At 39.5% G+C, this 26,202-nt stretch carries 27 protein-coding genes, 1 riboswitch and 1 other annotated feature; of the genes, 17 read left to right on the top strand and 10 right to left on the bottom strand.

Going from position 1 to position 26,202, the window contains the following annotated elements; translation table 11 throughout:
• The first annotated feature begins 71 nt into the window (after positions 1-71).
• Positions 72-545: an RNA deprotection pyrophosphohydrolase gene (gene ytkD / locus AA0X95_RS09065; RefSeq protein ID WP_413308056.1), complete on the top strand. Its 474-nt coding sequence runs from the start codon at positions 72-74 to the stop codon at positions 543-545.
• A 21-nt stretch (positions 546-566) separates the two neighbouring features.
• Here the strand turns inward: ytkD and AA0X95_RS09070 are convergent, their stop codons facing one another.
• From AA0X95_RS09070 to AA0X95_RS09080, 3 genes are read right to left on the bottom strand one after another with little or no spacing between them, the layout of a single operon-like run.
• Complete coding sequence (locus tag AA0X95_RS09070; protein ID WP_413309921.1) at positions 567-1,334, bottom strand: ABC transporter permease; 768 nt, start codon at positions 1,332-1,334, stop codon at positions 567-569.
• Positions 1,335-1,353: 19 nt separating this feature from the next.
• Positions 1,354-2,130, bottom strand: a complete 777-nt coding sequence (locus AA0X95_RS09075; RefSeq protein WP_413308059.1) for an ABC transporter ATP-binding protein — start codon at positions 2,128-2,130, stop codon at positions 1,354-1,356.
• A gap of 21 nt (positions 2,131-2,151) precedes the next feature.
• Positions 2,152-3,168 (bottom strand): ABC transporter substrate-binding protein, encoded by a 1,017-nt coding sequence (locus AA0X95_RS09080; RefSeq protein ID WP_413308061.1) that lies wholly within the window; start codon positions 3,166-3,168, stop codon positions 2,152-2,154.
• A 127-nt stretch (positions 3,169-3,295) separates the two neighbouring features.
• On the opposite strand from AA0X95_RS09080, the gene AA0X95_RS09085 reads away from it, so the two are divergent.
• From AA0X95_RS09085 to AA0X95_RS09100, 4 genes are all read left to right on the top strand, one after another.
• A complete protein-coding gene (locus AA0X95_RS09085; RefSeq protein WP_413308064.1) occupies positions 3,296-4,090 on the top strand; it encodes an alpha/beta hydrolase family protein in 795 nt (264 codons plus the stop codon).
• A 37-nt stretch (positions 4,091-4,127) separates the two neighbouring features.
• Entirely contained in the window at positions 4,128-4,370 is a 243-nt protein-coding gene (locus AA0X95_RS09090; RefSeq protein WP_413308067.1) for a DUF2584 domain-containing protein, read from the top strand.
• A 111-nt stretch (positions 4,371-4,481) separates the two neighbouring features.
• Entirely contained in the window at positions 4,482-5,006 is a 525-nt protein-coding gene (locus AA0X95_RS09095; protein WP_413308070.1) for an RNA polymerase sigma factor, read from the top strand.
• Positions 4,987-5,949, top strand: coding sequence for a hypothetical protein (locus AA0X95_RS09100; protein WP_413308072.1), 963 nt, complete (start codon positions 4,987-4,989; stop codon positions 5,947-5,949). The genes AA0X95_RS09095 and AA0X95_RS09100 overlap by 20 nt, the downstream gene beginning before the upstream one ends.
• Before the next feature lie 15 nt (positions 5,950-5,964).
• Here AA0X95_RS09100 and pckA read toward each other — a convergent pair whose 3' ends face one another.
• Positions 5,965-7,551, bottom strand: coding sequence for a phosphoenolpyruvate carboxykinase (ATP) (gene pckA, locus AA0X95_RS09105; RefSeq protein WP_413308075.1), 1,587 nt, complete (start codon positions 7,549-7,551; stop codon positions 5,965-5,967).
• 186 nt (positions 7,552-7,737) lie between these two features.
• Positions 7,738-7,886: riboswitch (SAM riboswitch) on the top strand.
• Between the two features lie 278 nt (positions 7,887-8,164).
• On the opposite strand from pckA, the gene metK reads away from it, so the two are divergent.
• Together metK and asnB are read left to right on the top strand one after the other, a co-directional pair.
• On the top strand, positions 8,165-9,367 hold the full coding sequence (gene metK, locus AA0X95_RS09110) for a methionine adenosyltransferase (RefSeq protein ID WP_413308078.1): 1,203 nt from the start codon (positions 8,165-8,167) through the stop codon (positions 9,365-9,367).
• A 256-nt stretch (positions 9,368-9,623) separates the two neighbouring features.
• On the top strand, positions 9,624-11,528 hold the full coding sequence (asnB, locus tag AA0X95_RS09115) for an asparagine synthase (glutamine-hydrolyzing) (RefSeq protein WP_413308081.1): 1,905 nt from the start codon (positions 9,624-9,626) through the stop codon (positions 11,526-11,528).
• 54 nt (positions 11,529-11,582) lie between these two features.
• Here asnB and AA0X95_RS09120 read toward each other — a convergent pair whose 3' ends face one another.
• Positions 11,583-12,095 carry a gamma carbonic anhydrase family protein gene (locus AA0X95_RS09120; protein ID WP_413308083.1) on the bottom strand — a complete coding sequence of 171 codons (513 nt, stop codon included), beginning with the start codon at positions 12,093-12,095 and terminating at the stop codon, positions 11,583-11,585.
• Between the two features lie 139 nt (positions 12,096-12,234).
• Between AA0X95_RS09120 and AA0X95_RS09125 the strand changes: the two genes are divergently transcribed.
• Together AA0X95_RS09125 and AA0X95_RS09130 are read left to right on the top strand one after the other, a co-directional pair.
• Complete coding sequence (locus AA0X95_RS09125) at positions 12,235-13,038, top strand: alpha/beta hydrolase (RefSeq protein WP_413308086.1); 804 nt, start codon at positions 12,235-12,237, stop codon at positions 13,036-13,038.
• Between the two features lie 18 nt (positions 13,039-13,056).
• On the top strand, positions 13,057-14,139 hold the full coding sequence (locus AA0X95_RS09130; protein ID WP_413308088.1) for a tetraprenyl-beta-curcumene synthase family protein: 1,083 nt from the start codon (positions 13,057-13,059) through the stop codon (positions 14,137-14,139).
• Between the two features lie 25 nt (positions 14,140-14,164).
• Here AA0X95_RS09130 and AA0X95_RS09135 read toward each other — a convergent pair whose 3' ends face one another.
• Together AA0X95_RS09135 and AA0X95_RS09140 are read right to left on the bottom strand one after the other, a co-directional pair.
• Positions 14,165-14,737: a class I SAM-dependent methyltransferase gene (locus AA0X95_RS09135; protein ID WP_413308091.1), complete on the bottom strand. Its 573-nt coding sequence runs from the start codon at positions 14,735-14,737 to the stop codon at positions 14,165-14,167.
• Positions 14,738-14,740: 3 nt separating this feature from the next.
• Positions 14,741-15,700 carry a TIGR01212 family radical SAM protein gene (locus AA0X95_RS09140; protein WP_413308093.1) on the bottom strand — a complete coding sequence of 320 codons (960 nt, stop codon included), beginning with the start codon at positions 15,698-15,700 and terminating at the stop codon, positions 14,741-14,743.
• A gap of 211 nt (positions 15,701-15,911) precedes the next feature.
• On the opposite strand from AA0X95_RS09140, the gene AA0X95_RS09145 reads away from it, so the two are divergent.
• The 8 genes from AA0X95_RS09145 (at position 15,912) to AA0X95_RS09180 (ending at position 24,250) form a co-directional block, all read left to right on the top strand.
• A complete protein-coding gene (locus AA0X95_RS09145) occupies positions 15,912-16,175 on the top strand; it encodes a YtzC family protein (protein ID WP_413308095.1) in 264 nt (87 codons plus the stop codon).
• Between the two features lie 14 nt (positions 16,176-16,189).
• Positions 16,190-16,369, top strand: a complete 180-nt coding sequence (locus tag AA0X95_RS09150) for a glycogen biosynthesis protein GlgD (protein ID WP_308082833.1) — start codon at positions 16,190-16,192, stop codon at positions 16,367-16,369.
• 351 nt (positions 16,370-16,720) lie between these two features.
• Positions 16,721-17,545, top strand: a complete 825-nt coding sequence (locus tag AA0X95_RS09155; protein ID WP_413308098.1) for a hypothetical protein — start codon at positions 16,721-16,723, stop codon at positions 17,543-17,545.
• Positions 17,546-17,605: 60 nt separating this feature from the next.
• Entirely contained in the window at positions 17,606-18,118 is a 513-nt protein-coding gene (locus AA0X95_RS09160) for a NapC/NirT family cytochrome c (RefSeq protein WP_308082835.1), read from the top strand.
• Between the two features lie 2 nt (positions 18,119-18,120).
• Positions 18,121-19,569 (top strand): ammonia-forming cytochrome c nitrite reductase subunit c552, encoded by a 1,449-nt coding sequence (locus AA0X95_RS09165; protein ID WP_413308101.1) that lies wholly within the window; start codon positions 18,121-18,123, stop codon positions 19,567-19,569.
• A 259-nt stretch (positions 19,570-19,828) separates the two neighbouring features.
• On the top strand, positions 19,829-21,022 hold the full coding sequence (locus AA0X95_RS09170; RefSeq protein ID WP_413308104.1) for an MDR family MFS transporter: 1,194 nt from the start codon (positions 19,829-19,831) through the stop codon (positions 21,020-21,022).
• A 165-nt stretch (positions 21,023-21,187) separates the two neighbouring features.
• Positions 21,188-21,408: a binding site (T-box leader), on the top strand.
• A 45-nt stretch (positions 21,409-21,453) separates the two neighbouring features.
• Positions 21,454-23,874: a leucine--tRNA ligase gene (leuS, locus tag AA0X95_RS09175; protein ID WP_413308106.1), complete on the top strand. Its 2,421-nt coding sequence runs from the start codon at positions 21,454-21,456 to the stop codon at positions 23,872-23,874.
• Positions 23,875-23,944: 70 nt separating this feature from the next.
• Positions 23,945-24,250, top strand: coding sequence for a rhodanese-like domain-containing protein (locus AA0X95_RS09180; RefSeq protein ID WP_413308108.1), 306 nt, complete (start codon positions 23,945-23,947; stop codon positions 24,248-24,250).
• 46 nt (positions 24,251-24,296) lie between these two features.
• Here AA0X95_RS09180 and AA0X95_RS09185 read toward each other — a convergent pair whose 3' ends face one another.
• From AA0X95_RS09185 to AA0X95_RS09195, 3 genes are read right to left on the bottom strand one after another with little or no spacing between them, the layout of a single operon-like run.
• Complete coding sequence (locus tag AA0X95_RS09185) at positions 24,297-24,824, bottom strand: ferric reductase-like transmembrane domain-containing protein (RefSeq protein ID WP_413308111.1); 528 nt, start codon at positions 24,822-24,824, stop codon at positions 24,297-24,299.
• 4 nt (positions 24,825-24,828) lie between these two features.
• The gene (locus AA0X95_RS09190) at positions 24,829-25,704 is read right to left on the bottom strand and encodes an FAD:protein FMN transferase (RefSeq protein WP_413308114.1); all 876 of its coding nucleotides are present in this window, start codon (positions 25,702-25,704) and stop codon (positions 24,829-24,831) included.
• A complete protein-coding gene (locus AA0X95_RS09195; protein WP_413308116.1) occupies positions 25,704-26,105 on the bottom strand; it encodes a hypothetical protein in 402 nt (133 codons plus the stop codon). Before AA0X95_RS09195 ends, AA0X95_RS09190 begins: the two co-directional genes overlap by 1 nt.
• Positions 26,106-26,202: the final 97 nt, after the last annotated feature.

Raw genomic sequence — 26,202 nt, forward strand, 5'->3', positions numbered from 1 at the left:
CTTAGTTTTTGAGTCAGTCTCTTTTTTCGCTTATAATAAAAGTATATTGAAAAAAGTAGGGCGGTTTTTTAATGATACAGTTTTTCGATCAGAATAAAAATAAAGTGGAACTTGTTTTCAAACAAAAGGCCTTTAAGGAAGAGGCCAAACATGTACTAGTTATTTGCCAACAAGGGGACAAGTGGCTTTTAACGAATCATAAGAAAAGGGGCCTGGAATTTCCTGGAGGAAAAGTAGAGCCCATTGAAACCCTGGAAGAAGCAGCAAGAAGAGAGACATTTGAAGAAACAGGTGCCATTTTGGGACAACTACAATTTGTTGCAGAGTACAAAGTGAGCGATCAAAACAGTTCATTTGTTAAAGCGGTTTTTTGGGGACAAGTAAAAGAAATGGATAGGAAGAACAACTATCATGAAACAAATGGGCCTGTCATGCTCGAGGGGGATGTATTGGAATTAAGAATGGGAAATCAGTTTAGTTTTATTATGAAGGATCAAGTCATTGAAGAATGTATCCATCACATTAAGCAAAAATCAAAAGAATAGTGGAAGCTTCTTCGCAAACCACTACTCTTTGATTAGTTTCTTTTCCAACAATTCAACCAACTGATACATAATCGTGGCAACTACAGCTATAACTAAAAGTGATAAGAATACAAGTGTAAAATTAAACACTTGGAAACCGTAGATAATCATGTATCCAAGTCCACGGGAAGAAACAAGAAATTCACCAACAATCACACCTACCCAGGATAGACCGACATTTACTTTTAAAGTGGAAATCATCGTCGGAAAGCTTGCTGGTAAAATGGCTTCCTTAAAGCACTGAAGGCGTGATGCCCCGAATGTTTGCAATACTTTTAAGTAGTTGGGGTCCACCTCCTTAAAGGACGTATACACAACAATAGTGGTAATGATGATAGAGATGATTGCACCCATGGCAATGATAGAAGGGTACCCAGGGCTCAAGGCTACAATTAATATCGGTCCCAGTGCTACTTTTGGCATAGCATTTAAAATGACCAAATAAGGATCAAGGATCTTTTGTATCCTAGGTGACCACCAGAGGACAGCAGCCAGTACGATTCCTAATAGAGTTCCAAGAATAAATCCACAAATGGTCTCTGTTAAGGTGACGCCTAAGTTGGCTACGAGAGAACCATCTTTGATTTTATCTAAAAAAAGATGCCAAATTTTTGAGGGGGAACTAAAAATTAATGGATCAATCCACTGCTTTTGACTGGCTAGTTCCCAAGTAGAAAAAAAGGCGATAAAAATAATAGCCTGATAAAATCGGATCCATCTTTGTTCAATTTTTAAAGAATGAATGTACATTTTATGGAGGAGTGTCACCTTATTCTTGTTCTGGTTCAAGAGACTCCAACTCCTTCCATATCATTTGAAAGATATCTGAGTAAAGTTCATGGTTCCTTGCCTCAAAAGGGGTCAGCCTTCTCAACTCTTCAGGCATTACAAAGGTCTTGTAGATCCTTCCAGGACTTGGTGAGAGCAAATAGACACGATCACTCATCGCAATGGCTTCACCAATATCATGGGTAACAAGTATGGCTGTTTTACCAAAGGTTTCTAATGTACGTGACACTAGGTCCTCCAGTTTAAGCTTTGTTTGATAATCAAGTGCAGAAAAGGGCTCATCAAGCATAAGTAGCTTTGGTTGTGTCGCTAGTGTCCGTACAAGGGCGACCCTTTGCCGCATGCCGCCAGATAATTGCTTAGGAAGTTGTTTCTCCACTCCACTTAAGCCAATTTGCCCGAGTAGGTCCAAGGCACTCGCTTTCGTTTGATCATTTAACTGATTGGATAATTTCAGCCCGATCAAGATATTTTCCTCTATCGTTTTCCAAGGAAACAAATAATCCTGCTGAAGCATGTAGCCAATTTCATTTTTAGCGGTTGAAACGGGTTTACCCTCTAACAATATCGATCCTTGTGTCGGTTTAAGTAAGCTGGATATGATCGATAGCAAGGTGGTTTTTCCACAGCCACTTGGGCCGAGGAGGGAGATAAATTCTCCTTCCTCAACTGTAAGTGAAATATCGGAGAGGGCCGTGGTGGCATTGGCTTTGGTAAAATATATGTGCTGGACATCTTGTATGGTTAAGAAACTCATGTGGACGGCCTCCCTATCCTATTATTTTTTGATTACTTTTGAAGCGATTTCCGTATTAACCAGAGTTTTATGATCCACCTCTTTTGGAAGCTCGCCAGCTTCTTTCATGATGTTTTGAAGATTGTTCCACTCTTCCACATCCAAGATTGGATCTGTTGCAAAAGAACCTTGGCTCTTATATCGCTCAACCACTGTTTTCATAATTTCAAAATCAGTATCAGGGAAGTAAGGTTCCACAGCCTTGGCAATTTCTTCGGCACTGTGGGATTCCACCCATTGTTGTGCTTTATAAATAGCTCTTGTAAATTTTTCAATGGTACTTTTATGGTCCTTCAAATAGCTTTCTTTGGTCATAAAGGTTGTATAGGGGACATGACCGGATTCTTTACCGAAGGAAGCGACAATATGCCCTTTACCCTCTTTTTCAAAAATGCTTGCCGTTGGTTCGAATAGTTGGACAAACTCTCCAGTTCCCGAAGCAAAGGCATTAGCGATATTGGCAAAATCAATGTTTTGAATGAGATTCAAATCCTTATGGGAATCAATTCCATGTTTTTTAAGAACGAACTCACCAACCATTTGAGGCATACCGCCTTTGCGTTGACCTAAGAAGGTTTTTCCTTTTAGTAAATCCCAAGAGAAATTATCAATTTTGTCTCTTGAAACAAGGAAAGTACCGTCTGTCTGGGTGAGCTGTGCAAAATTGATCACCGGGTCATTAGCCCCTTGAGCGTAGACATAAATGGATGTTTCCGAGCCGACTAGTGCAATATCTGCCCCTCCAGAAAGTAAGGCCGTCATCGTCTTGTCACCGCCTGCTGTCGTTGCCAGTGTGACATCCAAGCCTTCCTCTTTAAAAAATCCTTTAGATAGGGCAACATACTGAGGGGCATAGAAAATGGAACGTGTCACTTCTGCAATACGAACCTTTTCTAGTTTCTTTGGTTCATTCGTGGAATCATTATTACAAGCCGCTAATGAAATCATAAGTATACCGATAAGAAGAAAGGAGAAACTGAATCTTATCCATTTTTTCATACAAAAGAACCTCCTTATTTCCGTAAAAGAATATGGGCTAATTGCCTAAGATATCGTATGAAGTTGAGAAAAATGTGTGAATGCCTAGGAACAAATAATTTTCTTTATATACAAAGGAAGAATTGAAATGATCAATGACAATAATGGAAAAATACTTGAGAGCTACCGTTTTCCTTCTCCAAATCCAAAAGTGGAATTAAGGGTGATTACCTACCTATCTGGTGGTTTACGTGTAAAAGGGATGCTTGCTGAGCCCATTGAGGAAGGAGTATATGATGGACTGCTTTATTTACGCGGAGGAATAAAAAATGTGGGTAAAGTAAGGCCTGCCCGGATTGCTCAGTTTGCCTCTGAAGGTTTTATCGTTTTTGCTCCTTTTTATCGCGGGAATCAAGGTGGTGAAGGGAATGAAGATTTTGCAGGGGAAGACAGGGAAGATGCTTTTTCTGCTTTTTCACTTTTACAAACGCTACATAGAGTTCGGCAAATTCATATTTTTGGTTTTTCTCGCGGCGGTGTTATGGCGCTGATGACGGGCATAAATTTTCCTGAGGCAGCATCCGTAGTCACCTGGGGTGGGGTCAGTGATATGTCATTAACCTATATGGAACGGCTGGATTTACGAAAAATGATGAAACGGGTTATTGGGGGGACTCCTGAGAAATATCCTGAACGTTATCAGGAAAGGACTCCTCTTTATCAATTGGAACAGCTCGAACCTCCTGTATTAATCATTCACGGTGTGAACGATCACAACGTCTCTGTTGAGCACTCCTATCGGTTAGAAAAGCGGCTTAAAAGCTTAAACAAACCAGTCGAATGTTGGTATTTTGATGAGTTCACACACTATTTTCCACCTGCAGTAAATAGAAAAGTAGTGAAAGATGCCACAAAATGGATGAAAAGGCAAGGCGAAAGATGATAAAATAAATTTAATATAAGCAGAGGAGCGGATTGCCATGGGTATGCCCCTTGAGTTAAATACGATGATTGTAACAAAGGGTAGAGAGAAAAGGGTCGAGGAAAATCTTTTTGTAATGGAAAAAGAAGGCTACAGACTCTATCCGATTGACATTCCCATTGATGTGAGAAAAACGATGGACAGCGATTCAAGCGGAACAGCTGTAATCAAAAAAGTGGAGTGGCAGCAGGGCATTACCACAATTACATATCAATTAGTTTCGTTAAACTCAACGAATTAAGCAGGTAATAAGATACCTGCTTTTTTTTTTGAAAAAAGTGTAAGAAAAGATTGGAAGATACGTCTTATTAGTAGTTAACAAAAATGTTAGACAGAGAAAGGGGGATTTTGGTTGGAGCGGACCCATCAAATAGAGAAATGGTTCATCGACTACGAAAAGGATGTCACAAATTATCTTGTTTATTATACCGGTACCACCGATGTCGAGGACTTGGTCCAAGAGACATTCTTGCGGGCGATTAGAGCTATAAACCGTTTTAAAAATGAATCCAGTCCCAAAACATGGCTGATCTCAATAGCTCGCAATACGGCTATTGATTTTTATCGAAAGAAATCGGTCTGGAACAGATTGAAACAATTGATAGATGTTGAATCACCCAAACTTCAGGAACAAGGAGCAGAAGAGAAAGTAGTTAAGAAAATGGAATATACCCATTTATATGAGGCCATTAATGCTTTAAAACCCAACTATCGGGATGTCATCCTACTTAGGGGAATTAGTGAGTTGTCTTCACAAGAAGCGGGGCAGGTTCTAGGGTGGTCAGAAAATAAAGTGAATGTGACTTTTTATCGAGCTGTCAAAAAACTAAATGAGCGACTGAAGGAGGGGGAGCAGTTTGAGTCAATTATCGGATAAAGAGCTACTGAAAGTGATGGCGGATTTCCCTAAGCATGAGTTAACCACGAGGCAGAGAACGGAAATGTTAAAAGTTCTTGGTGAGGCAGGCAGTCGGAAACAGCGGAGTCCTATTCATTTTCAAAGATTTGCAGCGTTGGCTGCCGTGTTAATCCTGGTCCTAATTGCCCCGATTCTATATTTTTCGAGTAGTAAGGAGAACGATGCTGTTCGAACAGGATCGAAAGGGGAAACGAGTAATCATGTTGAACAGGGGGATTACTTTGCGCTGATGGATGAGAACGGTGCACATTATGTAGACAGTAATTACGGCATTCCTAATAAAGTCAGTTTGTTGGCACCAACGGAATGGATTGCGAAAGATAAGCGCTCTGTTTCTAAAATCATGATTTATTTATGGGGAGATTACGAGAAGGATTTTGCTAATAAGCCACTTAAAGTGGATGCTGTCCATGTAAAAACAGGTGCAAAGGAACATCTAGCGACAACCGTAATATCTGGTGGTATGTATGGGTCTGATGGCCATGCCATGACAAGTTTTGAGCCATTTAATTATTCTGGCGTATACAACCTTACCTTTACTGCTGGAAATAAAATGGTAGGTACATTCTCCATCTATGTGAAAGAACCTTATATTAAAATAGGGAATTCTACCTTAATGATCTCACAAGAAGATTTATACGCTGGTTTTTATGAGGATGCTGTGATTGAAGTAGAAGGTGACAATCTTCCACCTGAAATCGAACTAGAGTTATTTCAATTAGATAATGCTGAAGTAACTACCTTTACATTTAAAGAAAAAACAGACTACACAACAACTGACGGTAGAAAAATTTCTATATATACAGGTGATTTCCAAATTAAAAAAAGCGGCAAATTCCGGTTTAGTGCCTTACAACAATCGGAAGCTGTAGAAGTTAAAAAGCCCATATCAAATGAATGATATGGGCTTGTCGTGTTAAGCAATCGGTCCGCCTTTAAGTTCGATTTCTTCTGAAACGTCCGTGAATTTTTTGAAGTTTTCGCGGAACTTTGCTGCAAGTTCTTTTGCTTTCTTTTCATAGGCATCTGGGTCTGCCCAAGTTTTACTTGGCTGTAACACTTCATCAGGAACACCCGCAATATGAAGTGGAATATTTAAACCGAAGATCTCATCTTTTGTTGTCTCAACATGATTTAATTCGCCTTCTAGTGCGGCTTGAATCATGGCTCTTGTGTAAGCAAGCTTCATTCTGCTTCCAACTCCATATTCTCCGCCAGTCCATCCTGTATTCACAAGGAATACGTTGGCATTATGCTCAAGAATTTTTTCACCGAGCATATCAGCATAGCGAGTTGCAGGAAGTGGTAAAAATGGTGCACCAAAGCAGGTTGAGAACGTTGCCTCAGGAGAGGTTACACCACGTTCCGTCCCGGCAAGCTTAGACGTATACCCACTTAAAAAGTGATACATAGCCTGTTCTTTCGTAAGTTTTGAGATAGGAGGTAATACCCCGAACGCGTCTGCAGTTAAGAAGACAATCGTATTCGGGTGTCCGGCAATACTTGGTTTGGCAATATTATCAATGGCATCGATTGGATATGCTGCCCTAGTATTCTCTGTTAATGTTCCGTCATCATAATCAGGGACCCGCGATTCTAGGTTTAGCGTTACATTTTCAAGAACGGTTCCAAAACGAATGGCATCAAAAATTTGCGGTTCTTTCTCCCTAGAAAGATTGATGCATTTCGCATAGCACCCTCCCTCGATATTAAAGACACCGTTTGAGGACCAACCGTGCTCATCATCACCAATCAAACGGCGATTTGGATCAGCTGATAAAGTAGTTTTCCCTGTTCCTGATAGACCAAAGAATAGAGCGACATCTCCCTCAATTCCTACATTTGCAGAACAGTGCATGGAGAAAATATTGTTTTCCGGTAATAAATAATTCATTACGGAAAAAATGGACTTTTTCATTTCACCTGCATATTCAGTCCCACCGATGAGAACAATGCGACGTTCGAATGAGATGATGATAAAGGTTTCTGAATTGGTTCCATCGACGTTAGGATCTGCCTTAAAATTAGGTGCTGAAATTACTGTAAATCCTGGGTCATGTGATAGCAATTCATCTTCTGATGGACGTATAAATAGTTGATGAACAAAGAGATTGTGCCAGGCAAATTCATTCACTACTTGAATAGGTAAGCGGGATTTTTTATCTGCCCCTGCAAAGCCTTTAAAAACAAAAATCTCTTCTTGTTGTTTTAAATAATTTAAGACTTTTTGATAAAGTTTTGTAAATATTTCTTCAGATATAGGTTGATTCAACGAACCCCAAGCAATCTTATCCTTTGTGGACTCTTCCATCACAACGAATTTATCTTGAGGTGAGCGGCCTGTATATTTACCAGTTGAAACGCTTACAGCGCCAGTCGAAGTTAAAGAACCTTCGTTACGACATAAGATCTTTTCTACTAACTGGGGAACTGATAATTGCACGTGGACATTACTTTCTGATAACATTTGTTTTAAGTCATTGGGAATATGAACAGAATTCATCTACTGCAACCTTCCTTTATCCATGTTTTTAATGGTAATAACTTATTAAAAAGTATAACACATTTATTCAAATAATCTATACTAATTAATGAAAAATAGGTTGTATGAATTAGAATTTAAATTTCTAAAAAAATGCATTGACATAGTTCGACAGTGTAGGTTATGATTTACCCTTGAACGGATACTCTCTTATCCCGAGCTGGTGGAGGGACAGGCCCAATGAAACCCAGCAACCTGCAAACGAAAAGCAAGATAGTAGTAGATTTTCTTCTATTATTATTTTTTCGGGCAAAGGTGCTAAACCTGAAGCAAGGCCTAGCCTTGAACGATAAGAGTGAAAGGCGCGCAAAACTTTTGCTATCAACCTTTCCTCAGAGATGGAAAGGTTTTTTGTTTGTATTGTTTTCGTGCTTTAGAATCGCTTCTTTTTATTCCATCGTTAGAATTTTCTATGGGGTTATTGCAGACAGAATATTGTTTAATTAATAAAAACCCCGTATTTATTTCATACTACTAAGGGAATGAGTTCCGTATCAACCCGAGGTTAAACGGCAAGGTCATTACATACCCACACAGATAACCTCACTTATCTCACTATATAGGAGGAATTCAGATGTCAACAAAACGTCGTTTGTTCACTTCTGAATCAGTAACTGAAGGTCATCCCGATAAAATCTGTGACCAAATTTCTGATTCTATTTTAGATGCTATTTTAGCAAAAGATGCTAATGCACGTGTTGCTGCTGAAACTTCAGTTACAACTGGTTTAGTTTTGGTTGCTGGCGAGATTACTACTTCAACTTACGTGGACATTCCAAAAATTGTTCGTGAAACAATTAAAAGCATTGGCTACAATCGTGCAAAATACGGATTTGACTCCGAAACATGTGCCGTTTTAACTTCTATCGATGAACAGTCTCCTGACATCGCGATGGGTGTTGACCAAGCACTTGAAGCTCGTGAAGGCCAAATGTCAGATGAGCAAATTGAAGCAATTGGTGCAGGTGACCAAGGTTTAATGTTTGGTTTTGCATGTAATGAAACAAAGGAGCTTATGCCGCTTCCAATTTCACTTGCGCACAAGCTTGCACGCCGTTTAACAGAAGTTCGTAAAGAAGAGATTCTTCCTTACCTACGTCCAGATGGTAAGACACAAGTAACAGTTGAATATGATGAGAACGACAAACCAGTTCGTATTGATACAATAGTTATTTCTACTCAACACCATCCTGAAGTTACATTAGAACAGATTCAACGTAATCTGAAAGAGTATGTAATCAATCCGGTTGTTCCACAAGAATTAATCGATGAAAATACAAAATACTTCATTAACCCAACAGGCCGTTTCGTAATCGGTGGACCACAAGGGGATGCAGGTTTAACAGGCCGTAAAATCATTGTTGATACTTACGGTGGCTATGCACGTCACGGCGGTGGCGCATTCTCTGGTAAGGATCCTACAAAGGTTGACCGTTCTGCAGCGTATGCAGCACGTTATGTAGCAAAGAATATCGTTGCTGCAGGACTTGCTGAGAAGTGTGAAGTTCAACTTGCTTACGCAATCGGTGTAGCAAGACCGGTTTCCATTTCTGTTGATACGTTTGGCACTGGCAAAGTAAATGAAGATGTATTAGTTGAATTAGTAGAACAAAACTTTGATCTACGCCCAGCTGGTATCATTAATATGTTGAACCTTCGCCGTCCTATCTACAAGCAGACAGCAGCTTACGGACATTTTGGCCGTACAGATGTGGATCTTCCTTGGGAGCGTACAGACAAAGCAGACGCATTAAAAGAACAAGCAGCAAATCGCTAAAAACCATTCGCAAGCGAATACCTTATATAGAAGGGAGTTGCATTTTAAATGTAACTCTCTTTTTCTTTTTTCGTCTAAATGGTTGGTACGTAATTGGTTATTGGAATAAAATGTTTACGTAGGTCAAAAGAAGTGAAAAATGATGGTACGAAAATTACCTATAAGTTCACAGTGTTATTTTAATAAAAAAGTGGTAGTATTATAGAGATGTTTTTTAGAGAATGTTTAATTTAGATTGGAGTAGGTGAGGTACATAATGTGTGGTTTTATCGGTTGTGTACACGACAAAACACAAAACTATAGTGATGAACAAAAACAACAATTTAAAAATATGAACGATATCATTACCCATCGCGGACCAGATGATGATGGTTTTTATTATGATGAACATATTCAATTTGGATTCCGCCGCTTAAGTATTATTGATATTGAGAGTGGGCATCAGCCATTAACATATGAAAACGAACGTTACTGGATTATTTTTAATGGTGAAGTGTATAACTATGTCGAGCTTCGTGAGGAATTGGTAAAAGAGGGCCTTTCGTTTGCAACGAGCTCTGATACTGAGGTTATTATTGCCTTATACAGTCATTTAAAAGAGAAAGCTGTAGAAAAGCTGCGTGGAATGTTTGCTTTTGTCATATGGGATAAACAAGAGCAAAAATTATTTGGAGCACGTGATCCATTCGGTATCAAACCATTCTTTTATTTACAAGACGGTGAGAAGACCTTCTTTGCTTCAGAAAAGAAAAGTATCTTGCTTGCACTTGAAAATGATGTTTTAGACTATGATTCTCTGCAGCATTATTTAACGTATCAATTTGTTCCTGAACCAAATACCTTATCAGAAGGAATTAAAAAGCTTGAGCCTGGTCATTATTTCACAAAAAAAATTGGCTCACCAATGGAAATCAAGCGCTATTGGAAGGCACATTTTAGTCCTGTTCAAAAATCTGAAAGTGACTTTACAAAAGAAATTCGTGATATTTTATTCGATTCAGTCGAAAAGCATATGCGCAGTGATGTACCGGTAGGTTCCTTCCTATCTGGTGGTATCGATTCTTCTATTATTGCTTCTATTGCAAAAGAGTTTCATCCTGCCATCAAAACCTTCTCTGTTGGTTTTGAACAAAATGGCTTCAGTGAAATTGATGTGGCAAAAGAAACAGCGGAGAAACTGGGTGTGGAAAATATCAGCTATGTGATTACTCCTGAAGAATATATGAATGAAATTCCCAAAATTATGTGGCATATGGATGACCCCCTAGCTGATCCTGCCTGCGTACCACTTTACTTTGTTGCTCGCGAAGCTAGAAAACACGTAACCGTTGTTCTCTCAGGTGAGGGCGCTGATGAATTATTTGGCGGCTATAACATCTACCGTGAGCCACAAGATTTAGAGATTTTCAACAAAATTCCTCGAGTAGGGAAAGTCCTTCTCAAAGGAATTGCCAATATGATGCCAGAAGGAACAAAAGGAAAGAGCTTCATTGAGCGTGGTGTAACTCCTATGGAAGAGCGTTACATCGGAAATGCCAAAATGTTTACAGAAGAAGAAAAACGTGATTTATTGAATGTTTACCATGAAGGACTAAAGTATACAGACATTACTAATCCTCTTTATGCGGAATCTAGAGGCTATGATCCAGTGGATCGAATGCAATATATTGATATCCATACATGGATGAGAGGCGACATTCTTCTAAAAGCGGATAAAATGACTATGGCTCATTCGTTAGAGCTTCGTGTCCCGTTTTTGGATAAGGCCGTTTTTGAAGTAGCTTCTAAAATTCCGACAAGCTTGAAAACAGCTAACGGCACAACAAAATATATCTTGCGCAAGGCAGCTGAAGGGGTTGTTCCGGAGCATGTTCTTACCCGTAAGAAGCTTGGATTCCCTGTTCCCATCCGTCATTGGCTAAAAAATGAGATGAACGATTGGGCGAAAAAAATAATCCGTGAAAGTAATACGGATCATTTAATTAATAAAGCGTATGTATTACGATTGCTTGAAGACCACTGTCAAGGTAAGGCAGACAACAGCCGTAAAATTTGGACCGTTCTTATGTTTATGGTGTGGCATCAAGTGTATGTTGAAGATGTTTATTCTTTTCAACGTGACTATGCACAGAAAAGAGTTTTAGAATCACTTAAACATTAATCGTTTAGAGGCTGACTCTTGATCATTGAGTCAGCCTTTTTTTATTTTTTAAATTTATGATTGCAGTGACTTATAATATTGGGCCTTTTCTGCATATTCTGTATAGATTCTTGTCATATCTTTTATATCTTCTTCTGTTAATTCTCTAATAACTTTTGCTGGTCTGCCAAATGCTAAGGTATTAGGTGGAATTTTTTTACCTTGAGGAACAAGGCTCCCTGCACCTATAAACGCACCTTCACCAATTTCAGCTTGATCGAGGATAATAGAGCCCATACCAATTAATGCTCGTTTCCTAATGATGCAGCTGTGAAGGATGACCTGATGACCGATGGTTACCTCATCTTCTAAAATTAGCGGGTTATTAGGGCTTTGGTGTAAGATAGAGTTATCTTGGATATTTACCTTATTACCAATTCGGGTGGGGGCAACATCTCCTCTAATCACTGAATTAAACCAAACGCTGGACTGTTCACCAATTTCAACATCACCAGTTATCGTTACATAATCGGCAATAAATGCGGTCTCAGCAATTAATGGATATTTATCTTTATAAGGGTAAATCATTCTGTTCGCTCCTTTATCGATGATATCTCTATTGTAGCGAATGCATGACCGGAAATTCAAAAAATTCATCTTTTTTAATGACTATAGTAAAATGAACTTTTCAACAAATAGCAATTACAATTTTCTAGGGGGAAAAAATATGTGGAAGTGGGAAGCGGAAGGGGAGGCAAAAGCAGTCATTGTGATGGTTCATGGTGCAATGGAACATCACCGACGATATGGCTGGCTGATTGAAATGTGGCGTTCATCGGGCTTTCATGTAATTATGGCCGATCTTCCAGGTCAGGGTATGACAACGAGGGCGAACCGTGGCCATATCGATTCCTTCGACGAATACATTTATGAGGTAAAGGATTGGATTCAAGCAGCATACCGTTACGAGCTTCCTGTTTTTTTATTAGGACATAGTATGGGGGGATTAATTTCTATCCGTTTATTACAGGAAGAAAAGCTAAACATTGCTGGTGTCATTTTGTCATCACCATGTTTGGGCCTGGTTAAATCCCCATCTAAAATTGTAGAAATCCTATCTTATGGTTTGAATGTGGTATTCCCATCTTTACGGATGAATTCAGGCTTAACGGTTCAAATGGCGACTAGAAATGAAGATGTTCGTGAAGCGGATTCCAATGATACCCTATACGTTACAAAAGTCTCTGTCAGATGGTATAGAGAGTTAGTCGCTGCCATGAAGCAGGCGTTCGTAACTATGGATCAAACACAGGATATTCCGATGCTGGTGATGCAGGGTGGGGATGACTTAATTGTCAATAAGGCAACCGTTAAGGAATGGTTTAATCAAGCCCCATTATCCGAAAAAAGATTTAAGGAATGGCCAAAATGCTATCATGAAATCTTTAATGAGCCAGAGCGTGAAGAGGTATTTGAATATGCTAAGGATTTTGTAAATAGTCAATTAAAAGCTATTGGTTATATTGTATAGAAAGGTAGTTGATTTTCCATGATGCCAATCACCCTCATGTCCAGGGTTTATCGAAAAGTACTTCCAGCAGTCCATCAAGAATTGGCCTATTGGAAAAGCCGAGCGGAGAAAATCCCGAATCCTGAACTAAGGACACAGGCCCTGGCAAGTATTGAGCATAAAACCTTCCACTGTGAAGGAGGATCCATTCTTGCCCTAACTGCCAAAGGAGAGTATAGAAATGCAATAAAATTCATTGTGGCCTATCAAACGATTAGTGATTATTTAGATAATCTTTGTGACCGAAGTACGTCTCTTGATCCTATCGATTTTGCTGCCCTGCATGAATCTATGTCAGATGCCTTGGTTTTAAATGCTGAGGAAAAAAACTATTACCGGTTCCGTGAAGACCAAGACGACGATAATTATTTGCATGATCTATCGGAAACCTGCCGTTCAGTATTAAGAGAATTAAAACATTATGACAAGATAAGGGATTATCTTCTAGAACTATGCAAGTATTATTGCGACCTACAAATAAATAAACATGTGGTTCACGATGAACGTGTCCCACGCTTAGAAAAATGGTTTAATCAGTACCAACAGCATTTGCCTGAAATGGAATGGTATGAATTCTCCGCATGTTCTGGCTCTACATTGGGGATTTTTTGTTTAGTCTCCTATGCTATGCGAGACGATTTTAAGACCAGCGATGCTGAGAACATTCGTAAAGGGTATTTCCCTTATATTCAGGGCTTACATATCTTGTTGGATTATTTTATTGATCAAGAAGAGGATATTGCCGGAGGGGACTTGAATTTTTGTGCTTACTATGAAAATCAGGAAACTCTGTTTAATCGTTTAAACCATTTCGTAGTGGAAGCCGATAGGCATACAGAGTTTCTCCCGCATAAAAAGTTCCACCAGCTGATCAATCGCGGTCTGCTAGGGATTTATTTATCTGATGCGAAAGTACGAAAGCAAAAAAATGTCCGTAAGCTGGCAAGAGGAATGATTAAATCTGGTGGGTGGATTAGTTATTTCTTTTATTTTAATGGACTTGCCTACCGTTCCATTCAAAAATCTGTACCATCCTTTGTCGTAAGATTAATGACAAAATAAAAGAGGCGACTTTCTAGTCAGCCTCTTAGCGTTTTTCAATAGCCACAATAAATGGCGGATTATTTTGCTGATTGATGAATTGGTATTGGAGGACATGTGCCTTTTTTTGATCTAGTTGCTGACAGTAATCGAGCAAGGAATCACGTTCAACTGCTCCTTCCACATGACCATGGTAAATAACAAGTACAATGATGCCTTCTGGAGTCATTATTTCTAATAATTGTTCAATCGCTGAAATGGTTGTTATAGGACGGGTTACAATTGATTTATCGCTTCCTGGTAAATAACCTAGGTTAAAAATAGCTCCAGTAACCTTACCATAATGCCTGCCTGGGATGAGTCTGGAAAGATTCTCATGACCTTCGTGAAAAAGCTCTACTCGTTCATAAAGCGCATGCTGCTTTATGCGATCCTTACTCGAAGCAATCGCCTCTTCCTGTACATCAAACCCGTACACTTTTCCACTATCTCCAACCAGACCGGCTAAAAAAACAGTATCATGGCCATTACCTAATGTGGCATCTATCACGATATCTCCAGGTTTTACTGCTTTTTCAAGTAAGTTTCTGGCAAAAGATAAAATACGATCCATCTTCATACTTTATTCCTCCGTCTGCCCGTGATAATACTTTCCTTGCCAGCTGTTTCTCTTTTTTAACTCGGAATCAATGCTATTTAACACTTCCCACTTATTTACGCTCCACATTGGACCCACCATTAAGTCAATTGGGCCGTCACCTGTGATTCGGTGCACAATCATTTCCGGCGGTAAAATCTCCAATTGGTCACATACTAATTTTATATAGTCATCTTTGGAAAGAAACTCGAGCATTCCTTTTTCGTATTGCTTAACCATTGGTGTGCCTTTTAAAAGGTGAAGCAAATGGATTTTAATCCCTTGAACATCAAGTTTTGCAACTTCACGTGCCGTTTCCATCATCATGTCATACGATTCAAGCGGCAGTCCATTAATAATATGGGTGCAAATACGAATCCCGTGCTTCCTTAATTTATTAACACCATCAATATAACATTGGAAATCATGGGCTCGATTAATTAGATGGGCCGTTCGTTCATGGACCGTTTGTAGGCCAAGCTCCACCCACAAATAGGTTCTTTGATTTAATTCCGCTAAATATTCGACGACATCATCCGGGAGACAATCTGGACGAGTGGCGATTGACAAGCCAACAACACCCTCCTGTTGTAGAACTCTTTCAAATTTTTCACGCAGAACATCAACGGGTGCGTGAGTATTTGTGTATGCCTGAAAATAGGCCATATACTTGCCGTTTTTCCATTTGGTGTGCATTTTCTCTTTAATGTCAATGAACTGTTTCTCCAGGTCATACGCGCGGTTTCCAGCGAAATCTCCCGATCCAGAAGCACTACAAAAAGTACAACCGCCATGGGCAACGGTACCATCACGGTTTGGGCAGTCAAAGCCTCCGTCCAGTGCCACTTTAAATACCTTGTGACCGAATTGGTTTCGCAAATGGTAATTCCATGTATGGTATCGCTTATCATCTACAGCATAGGGAAAAGGTTTAGTCTGAATCAATTCAGTAAACCTCCTTGTTAAAAAATTTCCACTCAATAAATTGAATAAGATAGAAAAATTTTATCATGAACGCTAGAGCATATCCAATTGAAATTCTTTCATGAAAAATTGGCAGCATTTATCAAATTGGTTCTGTTATAGGAAAAAGAAACAAGAACAAAATAAGAAATGAAGCATTGTGCTTGCTTCAAAATAAAGGGGGTTCTTTTACATGGCTACTCGTGAATCAATGGATAATCTAATGCAGCAGTGTGAGGATGCGCTTCGACATGCTGAGGATCAATATAAGCAAAGCAGCCTTCAAGAGCATTATAATGACGATGATTACACAAAAGCATTACAACAGCTAGAAGAAACCTATCAGGACATTGCTAAAATGGCACATAGTGCGAATTCACAACAGCGTGAACAACTCCATCGAATGAGATTGCAGCTGCAGCAGCTTCAAAACTCAATGATCCTTGAAAGTCATTAAGAGGAGGAGAAACCTTGAAAAAACGTTCAAAACAACAAAACCCTGAGCAAAAAACTCGAAATGGAGTAAATAATCAAGACGTAGAGCTTGGTCAGGATTTCGATGTGGTTAAACAATCCAAAAAGAAGTACGAAAAAACTGGCGGCCAGCCAGTGAAGTCTAAATTCCACCAAGAAAAAAATCAATCCTCCTAAAAAAAATAAGAAGAGGCCGACAAAAAAGTCTGCCTCTTCTTTTCGTTAAAAAAGCCCCTTAAACCCCTTCTATATAAATTTTTCAACGAAAACACCTTGAAAATAGAAGAAAAATCCCGTTCACACATTCGAAACAACTCAGTTTTGATATGTGATGTAGGTCACAGATTGGGTGTGTTTAACATGGTTTAAATAAGGTATGGATTATAAGATTTCATTCCAAAACCTCCACTTTCTGTTAGGGGACCAAGGAGTTTGAGGACGGTCACCTAACAACTTTTTAAACATACCATGTGAACATATTCACAATTTATCCATATTTTTTACCAACCGATCCTGAAAGGAGTACCAATGAAAAAGTATCTATTTTTCCTAAGTATGTTCTTCGTCTTAATGTTTCCAATGAATGGCTATGCAGAAAATCAAGGTGTTTTAAGCATAGAAGAACTGTCGATACATATCATGCCGGAGTATGCGTATCACCCAAATGATCAAAAAAAGGACCATGCTCCACTTTTAATCGGCTATCAAGGGACTATGATAAACAACTCAAAAGTTCCCCAAAAAGGTCAAATCGAAATTCCGCTGCCAACTAAGGAGAAGAATTTTCGAATTGGCTACATAGGAGATTACTCAAGTAATTTAAGCAAGGCTTATAAGATTGAATATGTACTAGATCGTGAAGAAAAAACCATTTCCTGGACTACAAGTGAAGAAATAGGTCCAAATGAACGATATAAATTCGTAATTGAATTTTTTACCGATAGCTTAATGATTAAAAAAGAAAAGAAGTCATTAGCGTATGACTTTAAAAGTTTTGCTGATATTGGACTTCTTCACATTTCCTTTACCCAGCCCGAAAAAGCAAAGAATATGAAGCTTACGCCAGCTCCAAAAGAGAATCAGAATCATGCTGAAGGAGATAAAACGTTATCTTATCTTTTCCAAGATGTGAAAGCAGGGGACGAGAAAGAATTCAAAATGAAGTATGACCGTAAAGAAACGAAACCAACAACAGAACTAAATAATAATCCAGTAAACATAGATGAAAAGAAAGAGACGAAGAATGCCACACATCTGGCCGTTGGCGCATTTGGTGGAGTAACTGTCCTTTCAGCAGGGACCATGGCCATTCTTTTAAAGAAAAGAAAAAGAAAACAATCTACCGGGGATTAAGGTACATAAGTACTTTAATAAATAAAAAGAGAGAAAAAGAATTCTATGGGAGGTGAAGAGATGTTCAAAAAGCTTTTAAAAATCAACAAAAAATTTCTATTTGTAGTCGTACTTCTAATCGGTGTCCTTCTATCACTCACAACAGTAAAGACCATGGCGTATCTGGATTCACCTGGTTTCTGTCAAAACTGTCATACGATGAAGAATGTATACACGTCATTCATGGACTCCACTCATGCAGAACTTCAATGTAATGACTGCCATTTGCCACACAAGAGTGAAGTTGGAAAGTTATTTTTTAAAGGTCGAGCAGGGATGACCCATGTGTATTACAACTCACTAGGAACAGATGATATCCCGAATGTCATCGAGGCAACTGACCGTACGATGAAAGTAATCAATGAAAACTGTGTTTCCTGTCACAAGAGTACCATTACCAATGTGTCTCATGATGCGAAGGATAGTTGTGTCTCCTGTCACAAAACAGTACCACACGGGAAAGGCTTTAAAGATGACCACTATAATAAGCCACCTAAATCAGGAGAACTATTAGAAAATAAGGGAGGATTTTAAGAATGGGAAGGTTCCGATATGGGGCATATCTTTTCCTGCTTGCAGTTGTACTATTAATCACTGGCTGTGGCAATGAGTCTGGTGATAAAACAGCATCCGCGGCAGGTAAAAAGACGACAGGCCTCTCAGCCGATGAAATTAGTAATGAAGCATTTAAAGACTTATTTCCGCTTCAATACAACAGTTATAAGAAAAATGAAAAGATGGAAGATACAACATACGGGGGCTCTGTTAAACGCAGCAAGTATGATGAGGATAAAGAGCCATTGCTACCGATTTTGTTTAATGGTTATGGATTCGCAACCGAGTATAACGAAGAGCGTGGGCATACGTATGCATTAGAAGATATTCGTAATGTTAAACGAATTACTGATAAATCTGTAGGTTCTTGTTATACATGTAAATCAACGGCCGTTCCAAAAATGATTGAGGAAATGGGCGATAGCTATTGGGGGGCCAATTTTAACAAGGATATTTGGCCAAAGGGTGAAGCGATGGGCCACTCTCCAATTGGCTGCTCTGATTGCCATGACCCAAAAACGATGGACTTGCGAGTGACACGTCCTAGTTTTTATAAAGCTTTAGAAGCTAAGGGAGTAGATGTATCAAAACCAACGAAAAATGATATGCGCAGTTATGTATGTGGACAATGTCATGTGGAGTACTACTTTGCCTCCAAGAATAGTGAAGTAACCTTCCCTTGGACAAAAGGCTTTAAGCCTGAAGAAATGTATGAATACTATAATACCATTGCAAAAGAAAACGGTTTTGAGAAGGACTGGGTAAGTAATATTTCAGGTACTCCTATGTTAAAAGCACAACATCCTGAATATGAAACGCACTCATCCGGTACACATGGCAAAGCTAATGTCTCATGTGCAGATTGCCACATGCCGTATGAACGTGTCGATGGAAAAAGAAAGATCACATCACACTGGTGGACTTCTCCACTTAAAACAATGCAAACCTCTTGCGGCCAGTGCCACGGAGACCGTGATTTAGACAAATTAAAAGATCGAGTCCTTGAAATTCAAGAGGCAAATGTCAGTGCATTACACGAAGCGCAGGACGTTTCAACCACCTCTCACTATTATGTAAACAAAATGATTACTTCTGGTGTGAGCCAAGAGAAAATTAAACAAGCACAGGAATTTGTGCGCAAGGGACAGTGGTACTGGGATATTATTGCAGCTGAAAACTCTGCAGGCTTCCATAATCCACAAGGATCCATGGATTCATTACGAATCTCTATTGAACAGTCTAATAAAGCCATTCGCTTAGCTACTGAAGAACTGGTAAAAAAAGGCGTGAACATGGATGAGTTGGATATGGAAATTGAAAAAGTGAAAAAAGCCGTCCTAGATGAAAAGGTTAATGAGAAGAAAAAAGATAAGGCGATAAACCGTTATTTTCCTGCCCAAGCCCCTGTTGTACCGCCTGTAAAAAAATAGACTCCTCCATTAAACATCTTATTCGTCCCGCCAAGAAGGAATAAGAATGGAAAGAGCCTTAGGAAACGTTGTAGAAAACACTGTTTCTCCTTCAGAAACAGTGTTTTCTTGCGTTTATTTTGTCAAATTAATTGTGGAGTGTCAATTGAAGTTATCCAGGAACCAACTGGATATAAAAAATGATTGCGCATAAATTGAAAAAGGAATAATATATTTCTTTGGGAATTGAAATAGCTAATTGTAAAGGAGCGTTTTTTTCATGCCACGTGCCTTATGGCTCTTAATCATCGGGATGGCAGTGAATGTAACAGGCTCTTCTTTTTTATGGCCTTTAAATACAATCTATATTCACGATCATTTAGGTAAATCCTTATCCGTTGCTGGTGTTGTATTGATGCTGAACTCAGCAGCCAGTGTCATCGGAAATCTGTATGGCGGCAGTCTATTCGATAAAATAGGCGGCTATAAATCTATTATTTTGGGAATTGGTATTACGCTCGCAGCGCTGATTGGCCTGACGTTTTGGCATGGCTGGCCAGCATACATTGTGTTTTTAACCATCATCGGCTTTGGTTCTGGGGTGGTATTTCCAGCGATGTATGCTATGGCGGGAACTGTGTGGGTGGAAGGTGGACGCAAAGCCTTTAACGCCATATATGTGGCGCAAAATCTGGGTGTAGCTGTTGGAGCTGCGCTTGGAGGGATTGTGGCAGATTATTCCTTCCAACTAATCTTCCTTGCTAATACTATCATGTATATCATTTTTCTTCTCATTGCTGTGTTTGGCTATAAAGGAATCGCTACGGCTTCAGCTAAGCCAATAACAAGTGATACAGATGGACCAGTTGTAAAAAACAGAAATAATTTGCAAGCATTGTTAATCCTGTGTTTAGGGTATTTACTTTGTTGGGTTGCATACGTTCAGTGGTCAACAACGATTTCTTCTTATACACAGGAAATCAACATTTCGTTAAGCCAATATAGCTTGTTATGGACAATAAATGGTGCCATTATCGTTTTAGGGCAGCCACTCTTAAATGGGGTATTGAAGCGACTTTCATCCTCACTGAAGCTTCAAATGCTGATCGGGATTGGTATTTTTATCGTTTCGTTTATTGTTGCAGGAAAGGCAAATGCTTTTTCTGGACTTTTAGTTGCGATGATTATCTTAACAATCGGAGAAATGTTTATCTGGCCTGCTGTACCAACCGTTGCCTTTAACCTTGCACCTAAAGGACGCGAAGGCTTCTATCAGGGAATCGTCAACAGCACCGCTACTGGCGGAAGGATGATCGGCCCTCTGCTTGGGGGGATAATCGTAGACATCTACGATATCTCAGCCCTATTTATTGTCCTTATAGGACTATTCATCATCGCAATCGTAACTACTTTAATCTATGACCGCACTTTAAAAACAAAAATGGTGTCAGGCACCATCCGTGGACAAATGTAGGGATTTGTCCATCCGACACGGACAGTAAGACAAAGGCCCAATTTTCCTTTGTCTTTTGTTTTTATTGAGGTTTAAAGCTTTGTGATTTGGTCAATTCTGAAATTAGGCTATGTTTACTTGCATACTTATGATAAATTTAATACAATAACCGTGATACTTCATATTGAAAAGACAGTGACTAGGAGTAGTAGTGGTCCATACCCGTACGAAGAGAGTTGACGGCTGGTGAAAGTCAATCGGGTACATCATGAACTCGCCTTTGAGTTGCAAACATGAAGGAACAGTAATGTTTGCCGTATTCCGCGTTAAGGATGAATGAAGTGAGTGCATAAGCACTAATGTGGGTGGTACCGCGGGAAGATACATACAATCCTCTCGTCCCTTTTTTGGGATGAGGGGATTTTTTTATTTTTTACTAGGAGGAGCTAACAATGAGTTTCGATCATCAACAAATCGAAAAGAAATGGCAAAACAAATGGGAAGCAGAAAAAACATTCAAAACAAGTGAAGAATATGATAAACGCAAATTTTATGCGTTAGACATGTTTCCATATCCATCAGGTGCTGGCCTACACGTAGGACACCCTGAAGGTTACACAGCAACCGATATTCTTTCACGCTTAAAGCGTATGCAAGGCTATAATGTCCTTCACCCAATGGGCTGGGATGCCTTCGGTCTTCCGGCAGAACAATACGCGTTGGATACGGGGAACGATCCAGCCGAGTTTACGACAAAAAATATCGATACCTTCCGCAGACAAATCAAAGCATTAGGTTTCTCCTATGATTGGGACCGTGAAGTAAATACGACAGATCCTGAATACTACAAGTGGACACAGTGGATCTTCTTAAAGCTTTACGAAAAAGGCTTAGCATATATAGATGAAGTAGCCGTAAACTGGTGCCCTGCACTTGGAACTGTCTTGGCTAATGAAGAAGTCATCGATGGTAAGAGTGAGCGTGGCGGCCATCCAGTTGAGCGCCGTCCAATGAAGCAGTGGATGCTAAAAATCACTGCTTACGGTGATCGCTTATTAGAAGATCTTGAAGAACTTGATTGGCCTGAAAGCTTAAAAGAAATGCAACGCAACTGGATCGGACGTTCAGAAGGTGCTGAAGTAAACTTCCAAATTGACGGACACGATGAAACGATTACTGTATTCACCACTCGACCAGATACATTATTTGGTGCAACCTATGCAGTTCTGGCTCCAGAGCATTCTTTTGTTGATACAATTACAACAGCAGAACAGCGTGCGGCAGTGGAGGCATACTTAGATAAGGTGAAAACGAAGAGTGACCTTGAGCGTACAGACCTTGCAAAGGAAAAAACGGGTGTATTCACTGGTGCCTATGCCATCAACCCAGCGAATGGTGAGAAAATGCCAATCTGGATCGCCGATTATGTATTAGTAAGCTACGGAACAGGTGCGATCATGGCAGTCCCTGCACATGACGAGCGTGATTTTGAATTCGCGAAGGAGTTCAATTTACCAATTAAAGCAGTAGTAGCAGGCGGAGATGTGGAGAAAGAAGCATATACTGGTGACGGTGAACATATCAATTCTGAATTCTTAAATGGTTTAAACAAAGAAGAAGCCATTTCAAAAATGATTGCTTGGTTAGAAGAAAAAGAAATCGGAACAAAGAAAGTAACCTTCCGTTTACGCGATTGGTTGTTCAGCCGTCAGCGTTATTGGGGTGAGCCAATTCCAATTATCCACTGGGAAGATGGCACAATGTCTGCTGTTCCGGAAGATCAGCTTCCATTGACATTACCAAAAACAACAGATATCAAACCATCTGGTACAGGAGAATCCCCATTAGCCAATATTGATGATTGGGTAAATGTAGTTGACCCAGAAACAGGTAAAAAAGGCCGCCGCGAAACGAATACCATGCCACAATGGGCAGGCAGCTGCTGGTATTACTTACGATATATTGATCCTAAAAATGATCAGACTCTAGCTTCCCAAGAGAAGTTAAACCACTGGCTTCCTGTTGATATCTATATTGGTGGTGCCGAGCATGCCGTACTTCACTTACTTTATGCGCGCTTCTGGCATAAGTTCTTGTATGATATCGGAGTCGTACCAACAAAAGAACCATTCCAAAAGCTATTTAACCAAGGAATGATTTTAGGCGAAAACAATGAAAAAATGAGTAAATCAAAAGGAAATGTTGTGAATCCGGATGATATTGTAAGCAGCCATGGTGCAGATACACTTCGCTTATATGAAATGTTTATGGGACCACTTGATGCATCTATTGCATGGTCAACAAATGGTTTAGACGGATCACGTCGTTTCCTTGACCGGATTTGGCGTTTGATGGTAGAAGAAAATGGAGTGTTAAATCCAAAAGTTCAGCCAAATGAAGAAGCATCTAATTTGGAAAAAGTGTATCATCAGACCGTGAAAAAAGTAACTGAGGATTACGAGGGCTTACGTTTCAATACTGCTATTTCTCAAATGATGGTATTCATCAATGAAGCCTACAAAGCAACTGTGCTTCCAAAGGATTATATGGAGGGCTTTGTTAAAATGCTATCACCTGTTGCTCCACATATCGCAGAAGAACTTTGGGAAAAGCTTGGTCATAGCGGCGGAACCATTTCGTATGAGGCATGGCCAGCCTATGATGAAGCGAAGTTAGTAGATAACGAAGTGGAGATTGTAATCCAGGTAAATGGTAAGGTAAAAACAAAGCTTATGGTACCAACGGATGCTAGTAAGGAAGCGTTGGAAGGAATTGCGATGGATGATGAAAGAGTGAAAGAGCAAATCGAAGGAAAAACCATACGCAAGGTGATTACTGTTCCGGGTAAACTTGTAAACATTGTAGCAAACTAAATGAAATGAAGAGGCTGCCTCCAAAGCGAACGGGGTAAGCCTCTTTACTCTTAAAAAGGGGATGGATGACATGGAAGAAATTCAAATTATTACACCTGAAGAGTTACAAAAGAAGCTTGAAGCGGGGGAAAAGCTTGAAATTGTAGATGTAAGAGAAGATGAGGAAGTAGCAGGAGGAATGATTCCAGGTGCAAAGCATATTCGTATGGGCGATATTCCTGCAAATCTTGATTACTTTAACAAGGATAAAGAATATATTTTTATCTGCCGCTCTAGTGCCCGAAGTGGGAATGTCTGCTATTATTTGCAGGAACAGGGCTACAAAGTCCGCAACATGATTGGCGGAATGCTTAATTGGTCAGGTGAAACAAAGTAATAAACAAAAAAACCGATTCGTCCTTTTGGAGAATCGGTTTTTTGTCTCAATGAGTTGCTTCAAGAGTCGGCTTATCTCTAAAAAGCAAGCTACCTATTAGCAAGGCTGGAAGTATATTGATGACTAAAAGGACAACCCCTTGGAAGTCTGTACCGATGAATAGTCCATGCAGCGTCACTAAAATATAGAGAATCGGATTCAAGGCGTGTAATTTGCGCCATTTTTGATAGCCAATCTTTTTTCGTGCTTTTGAGATGACGATCGTCATGATTAAAAAATACAATGACACTGTCCCCATTGCCATTTGCAGGGGCTTATAGTCTGTATTAAAAGGTGTTAACACTTCAACCCATTGAAAGGAAAAATATGAGTCAATGAGCAAAAAACCAACATGGCCTAAGACAAGATTTAGTGCCCAATTGGAAAGCGCTTCATGTAAAAACAAGGAAACGGTAACTTTTTGTTTTCTCTTTTTTTGAACCTGAGAATACAGGCCGAGAAGGACTGATAGGTAAAGTAGCAAATAAGACACCGTTCCAGTAGCTCGAATCATATACCACTCAAACATTTCCATATGACTAATTTCCTCCTTTCCAAATTTCATTTTTCCTATTAATTAAAACTGCTTGCGTGCCTTTTTCTTTAATCCACTCTTTCCCTTGCTCTTCTCCTAAAAGGAGGACGGTTTTTGCCCATACATCAGCTTCTACAGCGGTTGGAGCGGAAATAGTCGCAGATAAAATCTTACTCTCAGATGGCTCCCCCGTTCTTGTATCAATTAGGTGATGCTTCCACTCGCCATTGGCAATCCACTTTCTTTTCATAGAGGTGGAGGTTGCTACCGCACCGCTGGTCATTTGAATAGAGGAAATCATTTGTTTTTCATCAAAAGGACTCTCAATTCCTATGTTTAATGTACGAGGTAATTCTCCAAAAATTCGAATATCTCCGCCTACATTAATAAAACCGTAGCCCATCTTTTCCAAGAGTTCAGTGGCACGATCGATGACCCAGCCTTTGGCAATTCCACCTAAATCAATTTTGGCATGAAGTGTGACTGTCTGCTGCTCTTTGTTAAGAGTAAATGGTGATTGAGGCATAGTTACAACAGTTGAAGGGATTGGTACGACTACCTGTCCCTTAATATATTCAATCGATCTAGCATAACCATTGTCCTCTAGTGACGTTAATACACAAGGATTAAAGATTCCCTTTGTTTCCTTATAAAAACGAAGGGCATCGGTAAGAATGGACAACATTTCACTAGAAATCGTGACTTCATTTCCTACCTGCTGATTTAACCGACACAGTTCACTATCTTCACGAAACCGGCTACAAGTCGACTCTATTAATTCAAATAGTTTATAGATGGGCATCATATCATTTGCAAACAGTTCATGATTGATAGAAATTTGAACAATCGTACTCATAGAGTTGAATCGATAGGAGTACATCAGGTTCCACCAGTAGTAGTATCAAATCCACCATGATGGCCCATCTCAGGACTCCCACCATTTGAGAATTGATCTTGCTGATTACTATTTTCAAAGGATTGATCATTATTACCCGAAAATTGATCACTATTATCTGAATTTTGGTCATTTGGATTAAATTGAGAGGAGCGATCCCCCCGAAAAGAATGATTATATCCTTGATTTGATTCCTCAGGCGCTTGAGAATTAAAATTGTCTTGTGACTGCTGATTGGAATTATTGTTAGAAGGTTGCCCCTGATTTAATGCTAGTGAATTGTTTGCTTGATCTCCATTTGATAATCCCAGATAGGACACCATTCCTACCACTAAAGCTAAACTACCAAAGCTAACACTCCATGAGATTTTTTGTTTTTTATCCAATTGTAGTGCTCCTTTCCTCTTTCAAATGTCTTACATGTAGGAGTTTATAAGTTAAACCTTAATATAAACTTAAATTTTCCAGACCTTAATTTTTAAA

Origin of the sequence: Neobacillus phoenicis (assembly GCF_047302305.1) — a bacterium.
In the GTDB taxonomy this organism is placed as follows: Bacteria; Bacillota; Bacilli; order Bacillales; family Cytobacillaceae; genus Neobacillus.